The organism is Acidobacteriota bacterium (genome assembly GCA_030774055.1).
Taxonomy (GTDB): domain Bacteria; phylum Acidobacteriota; class Terriglobia; order Terriglobales; family Acidobacteriaceae; genus JACPNR01.
In genome coordinates this window covers 1-17,246 of sequence record JALYLW010000014.1, presented here as the reverse complement: position 1 = coordinate 17,246, position 17,246 = coordinate 1, and the positions used below count along the sequence as shown (strand labels likewise).

Annotated in this window: 19 protein-coding genes; 15 read left to right on the top strand and 4 right to left on the bottom strand. The window is 64.1% G+C overall.

The window, feature by feature from the left end; all coding sequences use genetic code 11:
• The 4 genes from M3P27_01465 to M3P27_01450 form a co-directional block, all read right to left on the bottom strand.
• Positions 1 to 529 (bottom strand): peptidase M1 (locus tag M3P27_01465; protein MDP9266979.1); only part of this gene is annotated, 529 nt, incomplete at its 3' end.
• Positions 530 to 624: 95 nt separating this feature from the next.
• Positions 625 to 1,797 (bottom strand): lipid-A-disaccharide synthase, encoded by a 1,173-nt coding sequence (gene lpxB / locus M3P27_01460; protein MDP9266978.1) that lies wholly within the window; start codon positions 1,795 to 1,797, stop codon positions 625 to 627.
• Positions 1,798 to 1,911: 114 nt separating this feature from the next.
• Positions 1,912 to 3,873, bottom strand: coding sequence for an ABC transporter ATP-binding protein/permease (locus M3P27_01455; protein MDP9266977.1), 1,962 nt, complete (start codon positions 3,871 to 3,873; stop codon positions 1,912 to 1,914).
• Positions 3,874 to 3,933: 60 nt separating this feature from the next.
• The gene (locus M3P27_01450) at positions 3,934 to 5,178 is read right to left on the bottom strand and encodes a beta-ketoacyl-[acyl-carrier-protein] synthase family protein (protein ID MDP9266976.1); all 1,245 of its coding nucleotides are present in this window, start codon (positions 5,176 to 5,178) and stop codon (positions 3,934 to 3,936) included.
• Between the two features lie 75 nt (positions 5,179 to 5,253).
• On the opposite strand from M3P27_01450, the gene hemW reads away from it, so the two are divergent.
• The 15 genes from hemW to holA all read left to right on the top strand — a co-directional run bounded on the left by hemW (position 5,254) and on the right by holA (position 17,128).
• On the top strand, positions 5,254 to 6,552 hold the full coding sequence (gene hemW / locus M3P27_01445; protein ID MDP9266975.1) for a radical SAM family heme chaperone HemW: 1,299 nt from the start codon (positions 5,254 to 5,256) through the stop codon (positions 6,550 to 6,552).
• A gap of 11 nt (positions 6,553 to 6,563) precedes the next feature.
• On the top strand, positions 6,564 to 7,613 hold the full coding sequence (locus M3P27_01440; GenBank protein MDP9266974.1) for an aminotransferase class I/II-fold pyridoxal phosphate-dependent enzyme: 1,050 nt from the start codon (positions 6,564 to 6,566) through the stop codon (positions 7,611 to 7,613).
• A gap of 70 nt (positions 7,614 to 7,683) precedes the next feature.
• Positions 7,684 to 7,950, top strand: coding sequence for a DUF962 domain-containing protein (locus tag M3P27_01435; GenBank protein ID MDP9266973.1), 267 nt, complete (start codon positions 7,684 to 7,686; stop codon positions 7,948 to 7,950).
• 111 nt (positions 7,951 to 8,061) lie between these two features.
• Entirely contained in the window at positions 8,062 to 8,415 is a 354-nt protein-coding gene (locus tag M3P27_01430; protein MDP9266972.1) for a tRNA-binding protein, read from the top strand.
• A 78-nt stretch (positions 8,416 to 8,493) separates the two neighbouring features.
• Positions 8,494 to 9,636, top strand: a complete 1,143-nt coding sequence (locus M3P27_01425) for an acyl-CoA dehydrogenase family protein (GenBank protein ID MDP9266971.1) — start codon at positions 8,494 to 8,496, stop codon at positions 9,634 to 9,636.
• A 79-nt stretch (positions 9,637 to 9,715) separates the two neighbouring features.
• The gene (gene meaB, locus M3P27_01420) at positions 9,716 to 10,681 is read left to right on the top strand and encodes a methylmalonyl Co-A mutase-associated GTPase MeaB (protein ID MDP9266970.1); all 966 of its coding nucleotides are present in this window, start codon (positions 9,716 to 9,718) and stop codon (positions 10,679 to 10,681) included.
• A complete protein-coding gene (gene mce, locus M3P27_01415) occupies positions 10,678 to 11,088 on the top strand; it encodes a methylmalonyl-CoA epimerase (GenBank protein ID MDP9266969.1) in 411 nt (136 codons plus the stop codon). The genes meaB and mce overlap by 4 nt, the downstream gene beginning before the upstream one ends.
• Positions 11,088 to 11,813, top strand: coding sequence for a tRNA (adenosine(37)-N6)-threonylcarbamoyltransferase complex dimerization subunit type 1 TsaB (tsaB, locus tag M3P27_01410; GenBank protein MDP9266968.1), 726 nt, complete (start codon positions 11,088 to 11,090; stop codon positions 11,811 to 11,813). The genes mce and tsaB overlap by 1 nt, the downstream gene beginning before the upstream one ends.
• On the top strand, positions 11,810 to 12,292 hold the full coding sequence (gene rimI, locus M3P27_01405) for a ribosomal protein S18-alanine N-acetyltransferase (GenBank protein ID MDP9266967.1): 483 nt from the start codon (positions 11,810 to 11,812) through the stop codon (positions 12,290 to 12,292). Before tsaB ends, rimI begins: the two co-directional genes overlap by 4 nt.
• A gap of 131 nt (positions 12,293 to 12,423) precedes the next feature.
• Positions 12,424 to 12,651 (top strand): DUF465 domain-containing protein, encoded by a 228-nt coding sequence (locus M3P27_01400; GenBank protein ID MDP9266966.1) that lies wholly within the window; start codon positions 12,424 to 12,426, stop codon positions 12,649 to 12,651.
• Between the two features lie 125 nt (positions 12,652 to 12,776).
• Positions 12,777 to 13,451 (top strand): phosphatidylserine decarboxylase, encoded by a 675-nt coding sequence (locus M3P27_01395; protein ID MDP9266965.1) that lies wholly within the window; start codon positions 12,777 to 12,779, stop codon positions 13,449 to 13,451.
• Positions 13,448 to 14,326, top strand: a complete 879-nt coding sequence (locus tag M3P27_01390; GenBank protein MDP9266964.1) for a phosphatidylcholine/phosphatidylserine synthase — start codon at positions 13,448 to 13,450, stop codon at positions 14,324 to 14,326. Before M3P27_01395 ends, M3P27_01390 begins: the two co-directional genes overlap by 4 nt.
• A 10-nt stretch (positions 14,327 to 14,336) precedes the next feature.
• Complete coding sequence (locus tag M3P27_01385; GenBank protein ID MDP9266963.1) at positions 14,337 to 15,401, top strand: segregation protein B; 1,065 nt, start codon at positions 14,337 to 14,339, stop codon at positions 15,399 to 15,401.
• Positions 15,402 to 15,478: 77 nt separating this feature from the next.
• Positions 15,479 to 15,994 carry an LPS assembly lipoprotein LptE gene (gene lptE / locus M3P27_01380; GenBank protein MDP9266962.1) on the top strand — a complete coding sequence of 172 codons (516 nt, stop codon included), beginning with the start codon at positions 15,479 to 15,481 and terminating at the stop codon, positions 15,992 to 15,994.
• Positions 15,995 to 17,128, top strand: coding sequence for a DNA polymerase III subunit delta (holA, locus tag M3P27_01375; protein ID MDP9266961.1), 1,134 nt, complete (start codon positions 15,995 to 15,997; stop codon positions 17,126 to 17,128).
• Positions 17,129 to 17,246 lie beyond the last annotated feature (118 nt).

Sequence of the window (17,246 nt, the reverse complement as noted above, 5' to 3'; positions counted from 1 at the left end):
CCTTCATCCCCGCAGGGACGGTCACGTTGATGGTGGCAGTGAAGCGGTCGACGCCGTATCCCGCGAGCGGGAACCAGCGGCCGGCGTAAAGCAGATAGGTGCCATCTTCCCCGACGTGCGCGAGCTTGAGGCCTTCGACCGGAGAATCATCGGCGTCCGAGAGCAGGCCTTCGTATTCGAAGTTGAGCTGCGAGCTCTGGCCTTTGTTCAATCCCGACGGCAGCGGAACGCGGATCGTCGAGTCCTGCGTCACGCGCTCGGCGGTGAGCGGTTTGCCGGCCGCGTCCGTGACCTTGCTCACGCGCAGCCCGTTGTGCAGCTCGAAGACGGCGGTGTTGATGTCGTCGGTGGCGGTGAATTTGACCTTCGCCTTCGCGGTCAGGCGATGCGTCTGCGGCATGAGGTCGAGATCGATCTGGTAGTCGTCGACCTCAAGGCGCGCCTTGTCGGCGGCGGCGGCGGACAACGAGAGACACAGGATGGCGAGGAACAGCCCGGCACGTCGCCGGGGCCGATGTGCAAATCGCATGCAGGAGACTCCAGAGTAGTTGACTGTCAGTTGGATGGCCGCGGGGCCCTAAAAGGTGCTTTTGCACTCATTATGGTGCATATTTCGCAAGTGCTTCAGGCCCAGCCAAGGGTGCGGATAACGGCCTCCGCGGCGCGGTCGGCGGCAGGAACACCGCTATGCGGGCCTGCCTGCAGGCGTTCCTTCACTTCGGCAAGGTCTTTCACCATTCTCTCACGCTCGGGGGTGTCCTCGAGCAGGGGCCGGAGTTCCTTGGCCACGTTCTCCGGCGTGAAGTCGTCCTGCAGCAGCTCAGGGACGATCTTGCGTCCGGCGATGAGATTGGGCATGCCGACGTATGGGACTTTCAGTAGGCCGCGCCCCACCTTCCACGTGAGCGGCGAGACGCGGTAGACGATGACGAACGGGCAGCCCGCGAGCGCGGCCTGGACGGTGGCGGTGCCGGAGGCGACGACGGCGGCGCGGGAGAAGTGCAGGGCGGCGGGTGCGTCCTCGGCCAGAATGACAGGTATGCGGGTAAGAACTCCGAGTTCCTGCGCCACCCAGGCTTCGTCTAATGTCGGCGCCACGGCGAGGATGAATTGGTACTTGCCCGCCGGGTTGGAGCGCGACGCGCTCGCCACCGAGGTCGCAATCGCTGCTACACAGAGCGCCTGCAGGTTCATCGCGACTTCTTTCTTGCGGCTCCCTGGCAGCAGCGCTACCCATTCCATCTTCGGATCGAGTTTGTACTTCGCCGCGTACGCCTCGCGCGTGATGCTGGGCGGTGGCAGTTCGGCGAGCGGATGGCCGGCGAACTCGGCGTCCACGCCGCGTTCTCGATACCACTGTTCTTCAAAAGGGAAGATGACGAGCGCCTTCTTGATCCACTTGTGAAAACGCGCGATGCGCCTCTCGCGCCAAGCCCACAGTTGCGGCACGACGTAGTAGATGACCGGCACGCCGCGGGCGTTGAGTTCGCGGGCGACCTTGAAGTTGAAGGCCGGGGAATCGATGACGATGGCGGCGTCTGGCTTGCGGCGGTCGGCTTCGCGGATGAGCTTGCGGAACTCACCGTAGAGCCGCGGCAGGTGGGAGACGATCTCGGTGATGCCGACCACGGAAAGATGCTTCGATTCGACGACGATATCGCATCCGGCGGCGCGCATCGCTTCGCCGCCGACGCCGAAGAACTCAACGTCGGGGATCCGCTTCTTTATCGCGCGCATGAGTCCGACGGCGTAGAGCTCGCCCGAGGCCTCGCCGGCGGAGATGAGGATGCGCTTCATTTTTCGATCAGCAAACCCGAGATGCTTCGCAACCGATACCCCATCTGAAGAGAACGATGGGGGGCCCCTCGGTCGCTCAGCATGACCCATCATTAAAAAGTGTCGGCGCGCGTCTCAGTCGTCGGCGCCGACGGTGACGTCTGGATTCGCGACCGCAGACGGCGGCGGGAATTCCTGGTCCTTGTATTGCAGCTGGTAGAGCTTCCAATAGATGCCGCGTTGCGCGAGCAGTTCCTGGTGCGAGCCCATCTCGCGCAGCTTGCCCTTGTGCATCACCAGGATCTTGTCGGCGCGCTGGATGGTGGAGAGCCGGTGCGCCACGATCACCGACGTCCGCCCCTCGACCATGCGGGAGAGCGCGTCGCGCACGCGAAACTCAGTCTCGGTATCAACACTCGAAGTCGCTTCATCGAGGATGAGCAGTTTGGGATCGTGAGCGAGAGCGCGCGCGAAGCTGATGAGCTGCTTCTGTCCGGTGGAGAGCGTGGAGCCGCGCTCGCGCATCTTTTCCTGGAATCCGCCGGGCAGCGTGCGGATGAAGTCGGCGACGTTGACCTCTTCCGCGGCGCGCTCCACGCGCTCGGGTGTGACGCGGGCGGACCCGAGGCGGATGTTCTGCTCGATCGTCCCGGTAAAGAGGAATGGGTCTTGCAGCACCACGCCGGAGCGCTGGCGCAGCGCAGTGAGGTCGAGCTCGCGGATATCCACGCCATCGAGCTTCACCGCGCCGCGCTGCACGTCGTAAAAGCGCAGCAGCAGCGAGATGATGGTGGTCTTGCCGGCGCCGGTGTGTCCCACGATGGCGACCGTCTCGCCGGGCTCGATGGCGAAGCTTACGTCTCTTAAGATCCAATCTGGTTCGTTGGTTTCCTTGTTCGTCCCGTAGGCGAACCATACGTGCTCGAACTCGATGCGGCCGGGGCCTTCGGGCTTGGGCGCGCCGGCTGGTGAGACGATGGCGGCGGGCGTATCCAGCAACTTGAAGACGCGCTCGCTCGACGCCATGGCGGATTGCAGGATGTTGTACTTCTCGCTCAAGTCCTGGATGGGCCGGAAGAAGCGCTGCGCATATTGCATGAACGCGACGAGCACGCCGAGCGTGGCCGCGCCGGCGAGAACGCGCAACCCTCCAAACCAGATCACGCAAGCGACCGCCGCCGCCGACAATACTTCGACTACCGGATAGTAGATGGCGTGGGCCAGGATGGCGTCTTTGAACGCATCCATGTGCGCGCGGTTGACCTTCTCGAACTCCTCGTACGAGCGCTGCTCGCGGTTGAAGAGTTGCAGCACCACGATGCCGCTCACGTGTTCCTGCAAGTAAGCGTTGATGCGGGCGATGGCAGTGCGGATACGCCGGTAACTATCGCGCACGAATTTGCGGAACACTAATGTGCCGAGGAAGATGCCGGGCAGCACGGCAAAGGTGATGAGCGCCAGCCGCCAGTCCACGCCCAGCATGATGAGGACGATGCCGGCGAGCACGAAAATGTCTTCGAAGATGGAGACCACCCCGGCGGTGAACATCTCGTTGAGCGCGTCCACGTCGGTGGTGACGCGCGTGACCAGGCGTCCGACCGGATTGCGGTCGTAGAACCCGATGTGCATGCGCTGCAGGTGGCGGAAGATCTCGGCGCGCAGATCGAACATCGCCATCTGTCCCACCCATTGCATGTAGTAGGTCTGCAGGTAGTCGAGCAGGAAGCTGAACGCCAGCAGTCCCACGTAAACCCCGGCGATCTGCGCGATGCCGGTGAGCGGATCGGCGCTCAGATGGCTCGAGACCCATGCGTAGATGACGTGATAGAGGTCGAGGAATTGGCGAAGGAACCTGAGCCATGCTGGCCCGGCGGTGGCGGCGGGAAGCGCGACGGACGTCGAGAGCGCCAGGTAGCGATCGATGGCCACCATCGTCAGCACCGGCCCGGTAATGTCGGCAAGCGCCTTGAGCGCGATGGAGACGAGCGCGACCACGGTCTGCGTTTTGTACGGACGCAGGTATCCGAGCAGCCGCTTCATCAGCCGCGCGTCGTATGCCTTGCCAAGGACTTCTTCTTCGTGGTGGGCTTCAGCCATGCGTCAGTGACTATTCTACAGACGCGGGAGCGGGGAGTTGGGCTGGTAAATCTTCCGCCGCTACACCTTCCGCAACACCAGCGCCGAGTTCTTCGAGCCGAAGGCGATGCAGTTGCACACCGCGTACTCGATCGCGTGCTTGCGTCCGGCTTCGGGGACGTAGTCGAGGTCGCACTCGGGGTCAGCCTGGTCGATGTTGATGGTGGGCGGAAGCTGGCCGTGGTGCATGGCGATAAGGGTTGCCGCTACGCCGGCGGCGCCACAGGCGCCTTGCGGGTGACCGATCTGCGATTTCAGCGCCGACATCGGAGTCTTGGCGCTGCGGCTGTTGAGCACGAGCTTGAGTGCGCGCGTCTCGATGCGGTCGTTGAGCTGCGTCGATGTCCCGTGCAGGTTCACGTAGTCAACCTGCTCATTCCCGATACCGGCATCCTGCATCGCCATCCCGATGGCGCGCGCCGGCTCCTCGCCACACTCTTCCAAACGCACACGATGGAAAGCTTCGCAGGTCGAGCCGTAGCCGGCGAGCTCGGCGAGGATCTTCGCTCCCCGCGCCGTGGCGCGTTCGTAGTCTTCGAGCACGAACATCCATGCGCCCTCCGCCACGACGAAGCCGTCGCGGTCGGCGGAGAAAGGACGTGAGCCGCGCTCGGGCGCGTGGTTCCAACTCGGCGTCATGATGCGCATCAGGGTGAAGCCCTTCATGATCCCGGGCGCGATGGGAGAATCCACGCCGCCGGCGAGCATCGCGGGGATGCGTCCGTTGCGGATCTGGTCGAAGGCGTAGCCGAGCGCGTCGGTGGATGAGGTGCATCCGGTCGTGACCACGTGGCTCTGTCCGCGGAAACCAAAGCGCATCGAGACTTCCGACGACAGCGTTCCCATCGTGCCGCTGGGGATGGAGAACAGTGAGACTTTCTTGATCTGTCCCGTCATCCACAGGCGGTACTGTTCCTCACTGAACTCCTGCGCGCCGCCGCCGGAGCCGAGGATGACGCCGATGGTGCGCTTTTCGTCGAGCGACATCGTTTCCCACTCGAGGCCGGCTTCGCGCAGCGCTTCCGTCGCCGCGGCGATGGCCATAGGAACGACGCGCGAGACGTGCTTGCGCTCGCGCGGATCGTAGAACTGCGCTTCGTCAAAATCGACCTCGCCGGCGATCTGGACGGGCAAATCGCTCGCGTCGAAGCGGGTGACGCGGCGCACGCCGCTGGTACCGGCGAGCAGCGCGCGGCAAAACGCTTCGTTACCCACGCCATTCGGCGAGAGCGAGCCCATTCCGGTGATGGCGACGCGACGGGTCATGATAGGTAGCCCAAGAAGAAGCCCACAAGAAAGCGAAGCGGTCGTCATTGTATTAGATGCGCGACCGCGCCGCCGGTGACATACGATTGCGATGCCGGCGGCTACAATGAAGTCGTGCCGCTCGGCGTCTACATCTCGGTCCCGTTCTGCCGGACGAAGTGTTCGTTCTGCAACTTCGCCTCCGACGTGTTCTCGAAAGCGCGCTTCGATCAGTATGTCGACCGGGTCTGCGCGGACGTTGCCGCTGCCGACCAGCTTGCGGCCGATGCGCGGGGTGCTGCCGGCGCCGAGTTCGAGCGGCTCGAGTTCGAGCAGACCGTGGATTCCATCTACCTCGGCGGCGGGACGCCCTCCGTGCTCGCGCCCGAGCAACTGGAACGGATGTTCGCGGCCGTGCGGGAGAAGTTCGAGGTCGCGCCCGATGCCGAAGTCACCGTCGAGTGCGCGCCCGGGACGGTGAGCGACGAGATCGTTGCGACGCTCCTCCGCTGCGGCGTGAACCGGGTGAGCCTGGGCGTGCAGTCGTTCGTCGACGAGGAATCACGTGCGGTCGGCCGCTTGCACACCCGTGAGATCACCTTGCGCGATATCGACCGCCTGCGCGTCGCGGGCATTTCAGACATCAACCTCGACCTGATCGCGGGCCTGCCGCACCAGACACCCGAAAGCTGGCGGCGTTCGCTCGCCGACGTGGTCGCGACGGGCACGCCGCACGCCAGCGTCTACATGCTCGAGGTGGACGATGAGTCGCGACTCGGCCGCGAACTCATCGCCGGGGGCACGCGCTACCACGCGCATTTCGTTCCCGACGACGACATGACGGCCGGCTTTTACGAAGCAGCGTGCGCGACCTTCGATGCGGCCGGGGTCGCGCAGTATGAGATATCGAACTTCGCACGGCCGGGACACGAATCGCGCCACAACCTGAAGTACTGGCTGCGGCAGCCGTATCTTGGCTTCGGCGTGGACGCGTCGTCCATGTTGCGGGCGATGTTGCGGACGAAGCTGCGAGCAACGCCGCGGGCAAGTGTCGCCGCGGTGCGCTTTGCCACCGCCGACAATCTCGAGGACTACACGCGCGGCGCGGCGGTGAGCGTCACGCCGGTCAGTCCGGAGCAGGCCCTCGAAGAGGCTTTCTTCCTGGGACTACGCCTGAATCGCGGCGTGGACCTCGAGGTGCTGCGCAATGAGTTCGGGGAGTTGGGAGCCGAGTCCGAAGCCGCCATCAACGAACTGGTCGACGATGGCTTGCTGATAAAGAGCGGGCCTCGGTTAGCACTCAGCGCGCGCGGCCAAATGATCTCGAATGAGGTCTTCGAGCGCTTCATCGCGTCACCTTCCAGCCCTGTCATCCCGAGCGAAGCTTCGCGTTAAACTCTCTTCCCATGCCCACCCGCGCTGAATCCGCCATCGACCTGCGCTCCGACACCGTGACCAAGCCGACGGCGGAGATGCGGCGCGCGATGGCCGAGGCGGAGGTCGGTGACGACGTCTACGGCGAAGATCCCACCATCAATCGCCTGGAGCAGCGCGCGGCGGAGACGTTTGGGCGCGAGGCGGCGATCTTTGTCCCCAGCGGCACGATGGGGAACCAGATCGCGATCAAGCTGCACACGCAGCCGGGCGAGGAGATCATCTGCGAGGCGCGCGCGCACATCGTGGATTACGAGATGGCGATGATGGCGTGGTTTTCCGGCTGCATCGCGCGGACGATCGCGGGCGAGCGCGGCATCCTGACGTGGGAGGCGATCCGGCAGCGCATCCGGCCGGACATCTACTACGTCTCGCGCACCGGGCTGATCGCGCTCGAGAACACGCACAACATGGCGGGCGGCACGGTGTATCCCATGGCGGTCGCGAACGAGATCTGCGACCGCGCGCACGACTTAGGATTGCCGGTGCACCTCGATGGCGCGCGCATCTTCAATGCGGCGGTGGCGCTGGGCAAGCCGGTGCGCGAGCTCACCGCAAAGTTCGATTCCGTGATGTTCTGCCTGTCCAAGGGACTGGGCGCGCCGGTGGGCTCATTACTCCTGGGTACAAACGAGTTCATCACGCGCGCGCGGGCAACCCGCAAAGCGCTGGGCGGCGGGATGCGTCAGGCGGGCGTCCTCGCCGCCGCGGGGCTGATCGCGCTCGAAAAGATGCCGGCGCGTTTGGGCGAAGACCACGCCAACGCGCGCGTGCTGGCCGAGGGCGTGGCGAAGATCAGCGGCCTCACCGTGGACATGAAGACGGTGCAGACCAACATTATCGTGGTCGAGGTCGCGGGAAAGTTGATGACCGCCGCCGAACTCTCGCGGCGGCTGGCGCAGAATGGCGTGCTCGCCGGGCCCATCTCGGAGCAGGCCATCCGCATGGTCACCCACATGGACGTGGACCGTGCCGCCTGCGAGCGCGCCGTCGAGATCCTTGCGTCCGTTTGCCGCGGTTGACCAATGCGGCAGTTCCGGTACACTACGCATACTTTTTTACGGACCTCTTCGCCAAGGAGATCCAATCGTAATGAGCTTGTATGCGAAGTACGACAGCCAACATCGGCATCCCGTCAACCGCGCGCTGCACATGCTGGCCATCCCGCTGGGGTTCTCGGCGCTGATCGTGGTGTGGTTCCACTGGGTGATCGCGCTGCTGCTCATCCCGGCGGCGTTCGCGCTGGCATGGATCGGGCACATGGTGGAAGGGAACCAGCCTGCCACCGTGAGCCATCCGGCCGCCATTTTCATGGCCCCGCTCTGGATGGCGCGGCGGCTGTTCGGCATGCGTTCCTAACACGCCCTTCGTCCCTGTGTTATAAGCGAGAGTTTCCTATTCCACTGCGGCCGCGCTGCATGGCGGCCAGCGAGCGCCCCGCCAGGAGCCGTCCCACATGAGTCGTCCTATATGAGCCCTGCACCGGTAAAGCCAGCCATCTCGAAGAGTCTGCTCGACCAGATCGACGTGCGCGTTGGGACCATCCGGTCGGTCACCGACGTGCCGGACGCGAACAAGCTCGTCGCGCTGCGCGTGACCTTTGGCGACCACGAGCGGACCATCGTCGCGGGCATCAAGTTGGAGCGCGCGGACGTGCAGGAGCTGGTCGGGCGGCAGGCGCTGTTCGTGGTGAACCTGGAACCGCGGAAGATGCGCGGCGTCACGAGCGAAGGCATGCTGTTCGATCTGGGATTCGCGGACGGCATCAAGCCCGCGCTGTCCGTGCCGGAGGTGGCTGTGCCCGACGGCACGCGCGCCGGCTGAGCCGGGCTGACGTAGAATCCAATGTTCCCAGCTGTACATACTCCGACGTTTAGTTTCCAAAGATAAGGGACGGTCGCATTGGACTTCCAACTCAACGACGAGCAACAACAGTTGCGCAAGAGCGTGCGACAGTTCGCCGAGCGCGAGATCCTGCCGCACGTGATGGAGTGGGATGAAGAGTCGCACTTCCCGCTGGAGCTCATCAGCGAGCTCGGCAAGCTCGGGCTGATGGGCGTGATCTTCCCCGCCGAACTGGGCGGCTCCGGCCTGGGCTACATCGAGTACGTGATCGCTATCGAGGAACTCTCGCGCGTGGATGGCTCGGTCGGCATCATCGTGGCCGCGCATACCTCGCTGTGCTCGAACCACATCTTCATTGCGGGCAATGACGCGCAGAAGAAGCATTACATCCCCAAGCTCGCGACCGGTGAGTTTCTCGGGGCGTGGGGATTGACCGAGCCGGGCGCGGGTTCAGACGCCGGATCCGCACGCATGACCGCGGTGAAGAGCAAGGGCGGGTGGCTGCTGAACGGCACCAAGACGTTCATCACCAACGGACACTACGCCGACTGCGCCGTCGTGATCGCAGTGACCGACAAGACGGCGCACACGCACGGGCTCTCCGCATTCATCGTGGACAAAGACACGAAGGGATTTCGCGCCGGCAAGAAAGAGAACAAGCTCGGACTGCGCGCTTCCGATACTTCCGAACTCATCTTCGAAGACTGCTGGGTGCCGGCGGAGAGCTTGTGCGGCAAGGAAGGCGACGGCTTCGTGGACGCGATGCGGGTGCTCGATGGCGGCCGCATCTCCATCGCCGCGCTCGGCCTCGGCATGGCGCAGGGGGCGTATGAAGCGGCGCTGAAGTACTCGCAGGAGCGCAAGCAGTTTGGGAAAGCGATATCCGAATTCCAGGCTATCCAGTGGAAGCTTGCCGACATGGCCACCGAGATCGACGCCGCCCGCCTACTCACCATGCGCGCCGCCGACATGAAAGATAAAGGGATGAAGACCACGCTGGAATCGTCGATGGCAAAGCTCTACACCAGCGAGGTGGCGGTGCGCTGCGCCAACGAGAGCGTGCAGATCCACGGCGGATATGGGTTCATCAAGGATTATCCGGCGGAGAAGTTTTACCGCGACGTGAAGCTGTGCACCATCGGCGAAGGTACCAGCGAGATCCAGCGCATGGTCATCGCGCGGCAGTTGCTCAAGGACTAGCGGCAGCCGGCGTCCCGCCGGCCGGCAAGGCGGCTCCGCGCCGCCATCATTTACACTGGCCAGTCGTCAGTCGCACCCCATGGCCGTCCACTTACAAGACTGGGTCGCACGCATCCGCGAGGGCGAGGTTCGCGCGCTGGCGCGGGCCATCACTTCGATCGAGAACCGCGAGCCGGAATCGGTCGAGCTGCTGAAGGCGGTCTTTCCTCATAGTGGAAAGGCTCAAGTCATCGGGCTCACCGGCGCGCCCGGCTCGGGGAAGAGCACGCTGGTCGACCAGCTCGCGCGCGAGTATCGCAAGCAGGGCAAGACCATCGGCATCGTCGCGGTGGATCCGACGTCGCCTTACACCGGCGGCGCGATCTTGGGCGACCGCATCCGCATGCAGGCGCACCACGCCGATGCCGGCATCTTCATCCGCTCGATGGCGACGCGCGGCTTCCTGGGCGGCCTTGCGCGCACGACCGCCGACATCACTTCCGTGCTCGACGCTGCCGGCAAAGATCTCGTCCTGGTCGAGACCGTCGGCGTTGGTCAAGACGAGATCGATATCGTGCGGCTCGCCGACGTCACCGTGGTCATCCTCGTCCCGGGCATGGGCGACGATGTGCAGACCATCAAGGCGGGCATCATGGAGATCGCCGACGTCTTTGTGATCAACAAAAGCGATCGCGAGGGCGCCGAGCGCGTGGAGCGCGAGATACGCGCGATGCAGTCGCTGGCCATCCGCAAAGACGCTTGGACGCCGCCCATCGTGAAGACGGTCGCCAGCGATGGCCAGGGCCTCACCGAACTCGCCGCCGCTATCGCGCAATACCAGAGGTTCCAGCAGAAGAGCGGACGGGTCACGAAGAAGCGCGCGGAGAACTGGCGCGACCGCCTGCTCGAGATGCTGCGCGAGTCGCTGATGGAGCGCCTGCTGCGTGACCACCTGAACGACGGTCAGCTCGGCGATTACGCCGCGCAGGTGGCCGAGCACAAACGCGATCCGTATGCGCTGGTGGAGGAGATCGTGAAGCGGTCCTCAAAGGAAGCAGGAAAATGATGTTTCAGATCGATCATCTTGGTGTCGCGGTGAAGTCGCTCACCGCGGCAAAAGAGTTTTACAAAGCGCTCGGGCTTGACGTCGTCGGCGAAGAGACGGTCGAGCACGAGAAGGTGAAGATCGCGATGCTGCCGGTGGGCGAGAGCCGCATCGAGTTGCTGGAAGCGACTTCGGCGGATTCTGCCGTCGCGCGCTTCATCGCCAAACGCGGCGAGGGACTGCATCACGTGGCGCTGCGCGTCCCTGACCTGGCTGGGACGGTCGAGCGGCTGAAACTGCGTGGCGTCCGCTTCATCACCGAAGAGATCAAGGTGGGGGCGGGCGGACATCTTTATGTCTTCCTGCATCCCTCGGCAACGGGTGGCGTGCTGCTCGAGCTGTGCGAAGATCCTCCGCAGGGCGTGTAGTGCTCATTCTTGGCATAGACACGAGTGGGAAGTCGGGCGGGATCGCCCTGGCGCGTGCGGATGCCGGCGCGTTCACGCTGCTCGAAGCCGCGCCCATTGCCGGCGGGACGTTTTCCTCGCAGCTCATCCCGTTGGTCGCCGAGTTGCTGACCAAACATAAGCTCAAGCAGGAAGACATCGGCGGATTTGCCGTCGCCAGCGGTCCGGGTTCATTCACCGGACTGCGCGTCGGACTCGCGGCGGTGAAGGGATTGGCGGAAGTCCTCGGCAAGCCCATCGCAGCGGTCTCCGTGTTGGAGGCGTTGGCGATACTCGCCACGGCGAAGACGGAGCAAGCCCCGTCTCTACCCGACGGGAAAGTGGCCGCAGCGCTCGATGCGCAGCGGCAGGAGGTCTACCTCGGCGAATACGAGGTGGTGCAGGGCGTGGCCAGGACTCTGCGCGAGGAGTTGCTCAGCCGTCCAGGTCTTATCGCGCACCTGCGCGGCGATTCTAAGCCAGCGGGTCCGGTCGTCACCCCGGATGACGCGGTTGCGAGGCACTTGCGTGAGGCGGGGATCGCGTGCATCGCGGTGGCGCGTCCGGGGGCGACGGAGATCGCGCGCATCGGCGGGGCGAAGCTGGCGCGCGGCGAGACGATCTCGGTGGAGCAGCTCGACGCGAATTATCTGCGGAATACGGACGCACAGATATTCGCGAAGCCCGAAACTTCAAAGAAGAAATGAAGGTCCGCCACGCCACCGCCGCTGACCTGCCTGCGATGCAGGCCGTCGAGAAGCACTCCGCCACCGCGGCACACTGGACCGACTCCGACTACCGCAAGATATTCGACTCGCCGGAGCTGCAGACCGATTGGCGGCGTATTGCGCTGGTCATCGAAGAAGCAGACGTCAGAGTTAACGGGAGCAAACTCCAGGGCTTCCTGGTGGCGCAGACGGTCGGTGGCGAGTGGGAGATCGAGAACGTGGCCATCGCACCAGACGCGCGCCGGCGCGGGCTGGGCACGCGACTCGTCGGCGAGCTGCTCGACATGGCGCGGGCGCAGGGCGCGAGCGCCGTCTTCCTTGAAGTCCGCGAGTCGAACCGCGCAGCGCGCGCGCTCTACGAGAAGTGGGCATTCGTCGAGAGCGGCCGCCGGACGAAGTACTACCGCGATCCGGAAGAGGACGCGATGGTGTTCAAGTTCGTGTTTCCTGCTGGTTAGCGACTGACTGACCCAGGAATGGTGCAAGCGAAATATTACGACTAGGTGAGAAATAGGTTACAAAACCGTTGAAACCCGGAAAACCTGTGTGCTAGCGTGTCGTATCCAAGTCTTGGTAGGAGGACTCCTGGATGGCCACGCTCCAAGATAACCTTATTGCCAACCATGATGAGTTCCGCAGGTTGGCGCAAGAACACAAGCAATACGCACAGCGCCTCGATTCCCTCATCCAAAAAAGATATTTAAGCGAAGACGAGAAAGTGGAAGAGGTCCGCTTGAAAAAGCTCAAACTCCGTTTGAAAGACCAGATGGAGATCATCGAGCAGCAACACAGGCGGCAGGCGCACCAGGTAGCATAAGCAAACCAACGCTCAGAAACAGCCGAGACCCCGGCCTAGCGCCGGGGTTTTGCTTGTGTAAGGAAGACGGCTGAGGCCACCCTAAACCCGCCAGATATAATCATTGGTTATTGATTCATGATTCCATGGTGAGAGACGGCATCTACTACGCGCTCGGACTCGTGGCCGTGGCCGCGGTCGTGGGCTGGCTCACGGCGTGGCCGTGGGCGTTGATCCCGCTGCCGCTGGCCGCGTTCTTCCTGTGGTTCTTCCGCGATCCCGAGCGGGAGGTGCCGCAGCAGGCGGGCGTCATCGTCTCGCCGGCCGACGGCAAAGTCACCGAGGTCGCCACGGTCGAGCTCGAGGGCCAGCCGCGGACGCGCATCTCGATCTTCCTCAACGTCTTCAACGTGCACGTGAACCGCTCGCCCATCGGCGGGGTGGTGGAGAAAGTGGAATACCGTGCCGGAAACTTCGGCAACGCGATGGGGGCGGTGTCGTCGGAAGCGAATGAGCAGAACATCGTGACCGTAGCCGGCGATGGCCACACGCTGGTGTTCAAGCAGATCGCCGGGCTGCTGGCGCGGCGGATAGTGTTTACGAAGAAGGTGGGCGACAAGGTCGCGCGCGGCGAGCGCATCGGGCTGATCAAGTTCGGCTCGCGCTGTGACGTGATCTTCGACTCGGGCGCGGAACTGCGCGTGAAGGTGGGCGACAAGGTCGCGGGCGGCAGCTCGGTGCTGGCGATCGCGGCGGTGCCCGTGACGGCCGGGTCGAATACTGTCACGAATGCGGACAGGAATGCGGAGGCACGGCGATGACGATGCAGATGCGCCGTTTCAACGATCCCGCGCAGAAGCGCCGGCTGCGGCGCGGCCTGCACATCCTGCCGTCGCTCTTCACCACCGCGAATATCGCGCTCGGATACTTTGCCATCAACCAGACGATGCTGGCGACGCCGGCGGAGGCATGGCGTTTCGACAACGCCGCCAAGGCCATCGGCATCGCCATCGTCGCCGACTTCATGGACGGCATGATCGCGCGCCTCACTCACACCGCCAGCGATTTTGGCCGCGAGCTCGATTCGCTCGCTGACGTGATCACCTTCGGCGTCGCTCCCGCCATGCTCGCCTGGATGTGGGGGTTCCGCTGGCTGCCGCTGGGCGATTGGGCAGACTGGCGCGCGCGCCTCATCCAGATCGGGGCGATCACCAGCTTCCTGTTCCTGATCGCGGGGGCGAGCCGGCTGGCGCGCTTCAACATCCAGAAGAATCCGCAACCTTCGAATCCGGGGCGGCCGGACCGCAAATACTTTGTCGGTATGCCCATCCCCGCGGGCGCGGGCGTGATCGCCGCGGTGGTGCACTTCAGCGCGGGCCGTCCGCTGGACACTTGGTGGCTCTCCACCATCTGGGCCGCGCTGCTGGTCACCGTCGGATACCTGATGGTGAGCACCTGGCGCTATGTCAGCTTGAAAGGTCTCGACTGGCGGAAGCGCGTGCCGTTCCGCACCGTGATCCTGATCGCCGCACTGATCGGCGGTATTTACTTTTTCTCGCGCTATGTGTTGTTCCTGCTCGGTCTCACTTACATGTTGAGCGGCGTATTGGCGCGGTTGCAATGGATATTCCGCCGCAAGTCTGCGCCGCCGCCGCCGAGCCCGCCGCCTTCCTACGAGGAAGCGCCGCAAGCCTGATGAATCTCGTATGAGCGCAAACTTATATCGCGTGGCCATCGTGGGCGCCGGCACGCTCAAGGGCAAAGAGCTGAAAGACACGCTCAACCAGAGCGATTTTCCCGCTCTCGACATCAAACTGCTCGATGACGACGAGTCGCTCGGGCTGCTTGACGTTGTCGGCGGCGAGCCGACGTTCGTGCAAGCCGTGACGGCCGAGAACTTTGACGACATCAAAGTCGCCTTCTTCGCCTCCGAACAGGAGTTCACCCGCAAGCACTGGACCATGGCGCGTGATGCCGGCGCCGGCATCATCCTGGTGGACCTCTCCTACGCGCTCGAAGCGGAGAAGGGTGCGGTGCTGCGAGCGCCCTGGGTCACCGGAGGCGTGGTCACGGCTGGGGAAGACGCGAATGTGTTGGCGGAGAGCCGCGCGCAGGGACTTCCTGAAATCATTATCCCCGCGCATCCGGCGGCGATCGTGCTGGCGATGCTGCTCGAGCGCGCGCGCACCGTCTCCGAGATGCGCACTGTGGTCGCGACCATCTTCGAGCCGGCAAGCGAGCACGGACGCCGCGGCATGGACGAGCTGCATCAGCAGACCATCAACCTGCTCAGCTTTCAGCCGCTGCCCACCGGTGTCTACGACGCGCAGGTCGCCTTCAACATGCTGGCACGGTATGGTGGGAATTCCTCGCGCTCGCTCGAGGTCATCGAGCGGCGCATCGCCGACCATTTCCAGAAGATCGCGTCGCCGCGCGTGCCAATACCTTCGCTGATGCTGGCGCAGGCGCCCATCTTTCACGGTCACGCCTTCTCGGTTTACATTGAGCTCGAAAAGAAAGCCGCGGTCGGTGACTTTGCCCAGGGGCTCGCGGGCCCGCATGTGGAGATCGCCCGCGCGGGCGAGGCGCCGAATAACGTGGCGGCGGCCGGGCGGGACGAAGTGCTGGTATCGTTGCGGCGCGACGCGCAGCACGAGAACGCGTTCTGGCTCTGGGCCGCGTCTGACAACTTGCGCATCGAGACGTTGAACGCGGTGGAAGCAGCCAAGCAGGCGCTGGCAGGAACAAGCGTTTCTGGGGGAAGCAAGTGAGGAATTTTGAATCTAGAGTGTTGAATCTTGAATGGAAAGCAGTTCACTCAAAATTCAAACTTCAAACCTCAAAAGTATTGGTCACACTGCTGGCGCTGGTCACGATTTTTAGCAGCAGCTGTGGCTACTCCACCGCCGGCCACGCTTCCAAGCTGCCCACGGACGTGCGCACCATCGCCATCCCCGCGTTCGTCAACAAGACGCAGACCTACAAGATCGAGCAGGTGCTCACCGCGGCGGTCGTTCGCGAGTTCACCACACGGACGAACTACCACATCGCCAATCAGGATGCGGGGAACGGCGCTGCCGACGCCACGCTGCGTGGCACCGTGGTCTCCGCCGAGCTGGCGCCCATGACCTACGACTCGCACACCGGCCGCGCTTCCTCCGCGCTCATCACCGTGAACATGAAGGTGCAGTTGGTGGATAAGGGCGGGAAAGTGTTGTTCGATAATCCCAACTACGTCTACCGCGAGCAATACCAGATCTCGCGCGAGGTCTCGTCGTTCTTCGAAGAAGAATCGCCGGCGGTGGACCGCATGTCGCGCGACTTCGCGCGCTCGCTGGTGGCGAATATCCTCGAGGGTTTCTAGATGGCCGGACGCTTTGCGCCGACGGAACGATTCGTTTCCGAAGTCAAAGCGCACCAGCTTGCTCCGGCCTACATCTTCATTGGCGACGAAGGCTTCTTCCGCGACCGCTGCCGCGCGGCGCTGATCGAACATCTCGTCCCGCGCGACCTCCGCGAGTTCAGCTTCTACGAGCTCGACCTCGGCGAAGTCGAGGTCGCCGAAGTGCTCGACCGCGCGCGCACGCCCTCGCTGATGGCGCCCTTCCAGGTCTTCTTCCTCCGCAACGTCAAGGCGCTTTACGGACGCGGCTCGCACCAGGCCGAGTTTGCGGCCATCGAGCAGTACGTGAAGGCGCCGAATCCCGACGCGGTGCTCATCTTCGTGGCCGACCACATCGCCATCCCCGCCGACGTTCGCCGCATGGAGATGCAGGATAAAGATCGCTACGAGCGCATCCGCGAGACCCTGGGCGAGTACTGCACCGTGATCGAATTTGCGCGCGTGGACGAGAGCGAAGGCATGCGCTGGGTGGTGGAATCCGCCGGCGCGCAGGGCGTGAAGATCGAGACGGACGCGGCGCGCGAGCTGGTGGATTCCCTCGGCGCCGACTTGCTGCTCGTCGCCAACGAGCTGGAGAAGCTGTTCCTCTTCGTCGGCGAGAAGAAACGCATCGCGCTCGCCGACGTAGAGACGATGGTGCTCGCCGCCAAGCAGCGCTCGCTCTACGAGCTGACCGACGCCATCTCGGCGAAAGATCGGCCGCGCGCGCTCGCCACGCTCGACGCCATCTTGTCATCCGGCGATGGGGAAGAGGCCGCGATCGGGCACTTGCACATGCTGGCAAAAACCTTTCGCCAGATGCTGGTCATCCTGGAGCGCAACGTGCGCGACTCGCGCGCGATATGGCAGGCGCTGTGGCAGGGCTTTCGCCTGCCGCCCTTCGCCGCCGAGGATGTGATCCGCCAGGCTCGCCGCTACAAATCGCGCCGCGACCTCACGCGCGCGTTGCGCCTGATCGCCAAAGCCGACCTCGCGCTGCGGTCGAGTCCAGTGTCGAAGCGGATGGTGCTGGAGAAGCTGGTGCTCGACCTCTGCGCTGAAGCCAAGCCGGCGGCTCCAGCAAGCCAGTGGCAGCAGGACGAGCTGCCGGTGTAGCGCCGGCATCTTGCCGGCTGTAGTGGGCGCATCTTGCGCCCGCTGGGCGGCGGCGAGACGCCACCGCTACGGCCGCCGGGACGGCGGCGCTACGAGAGCAAAAACGAAACGGCAGGCC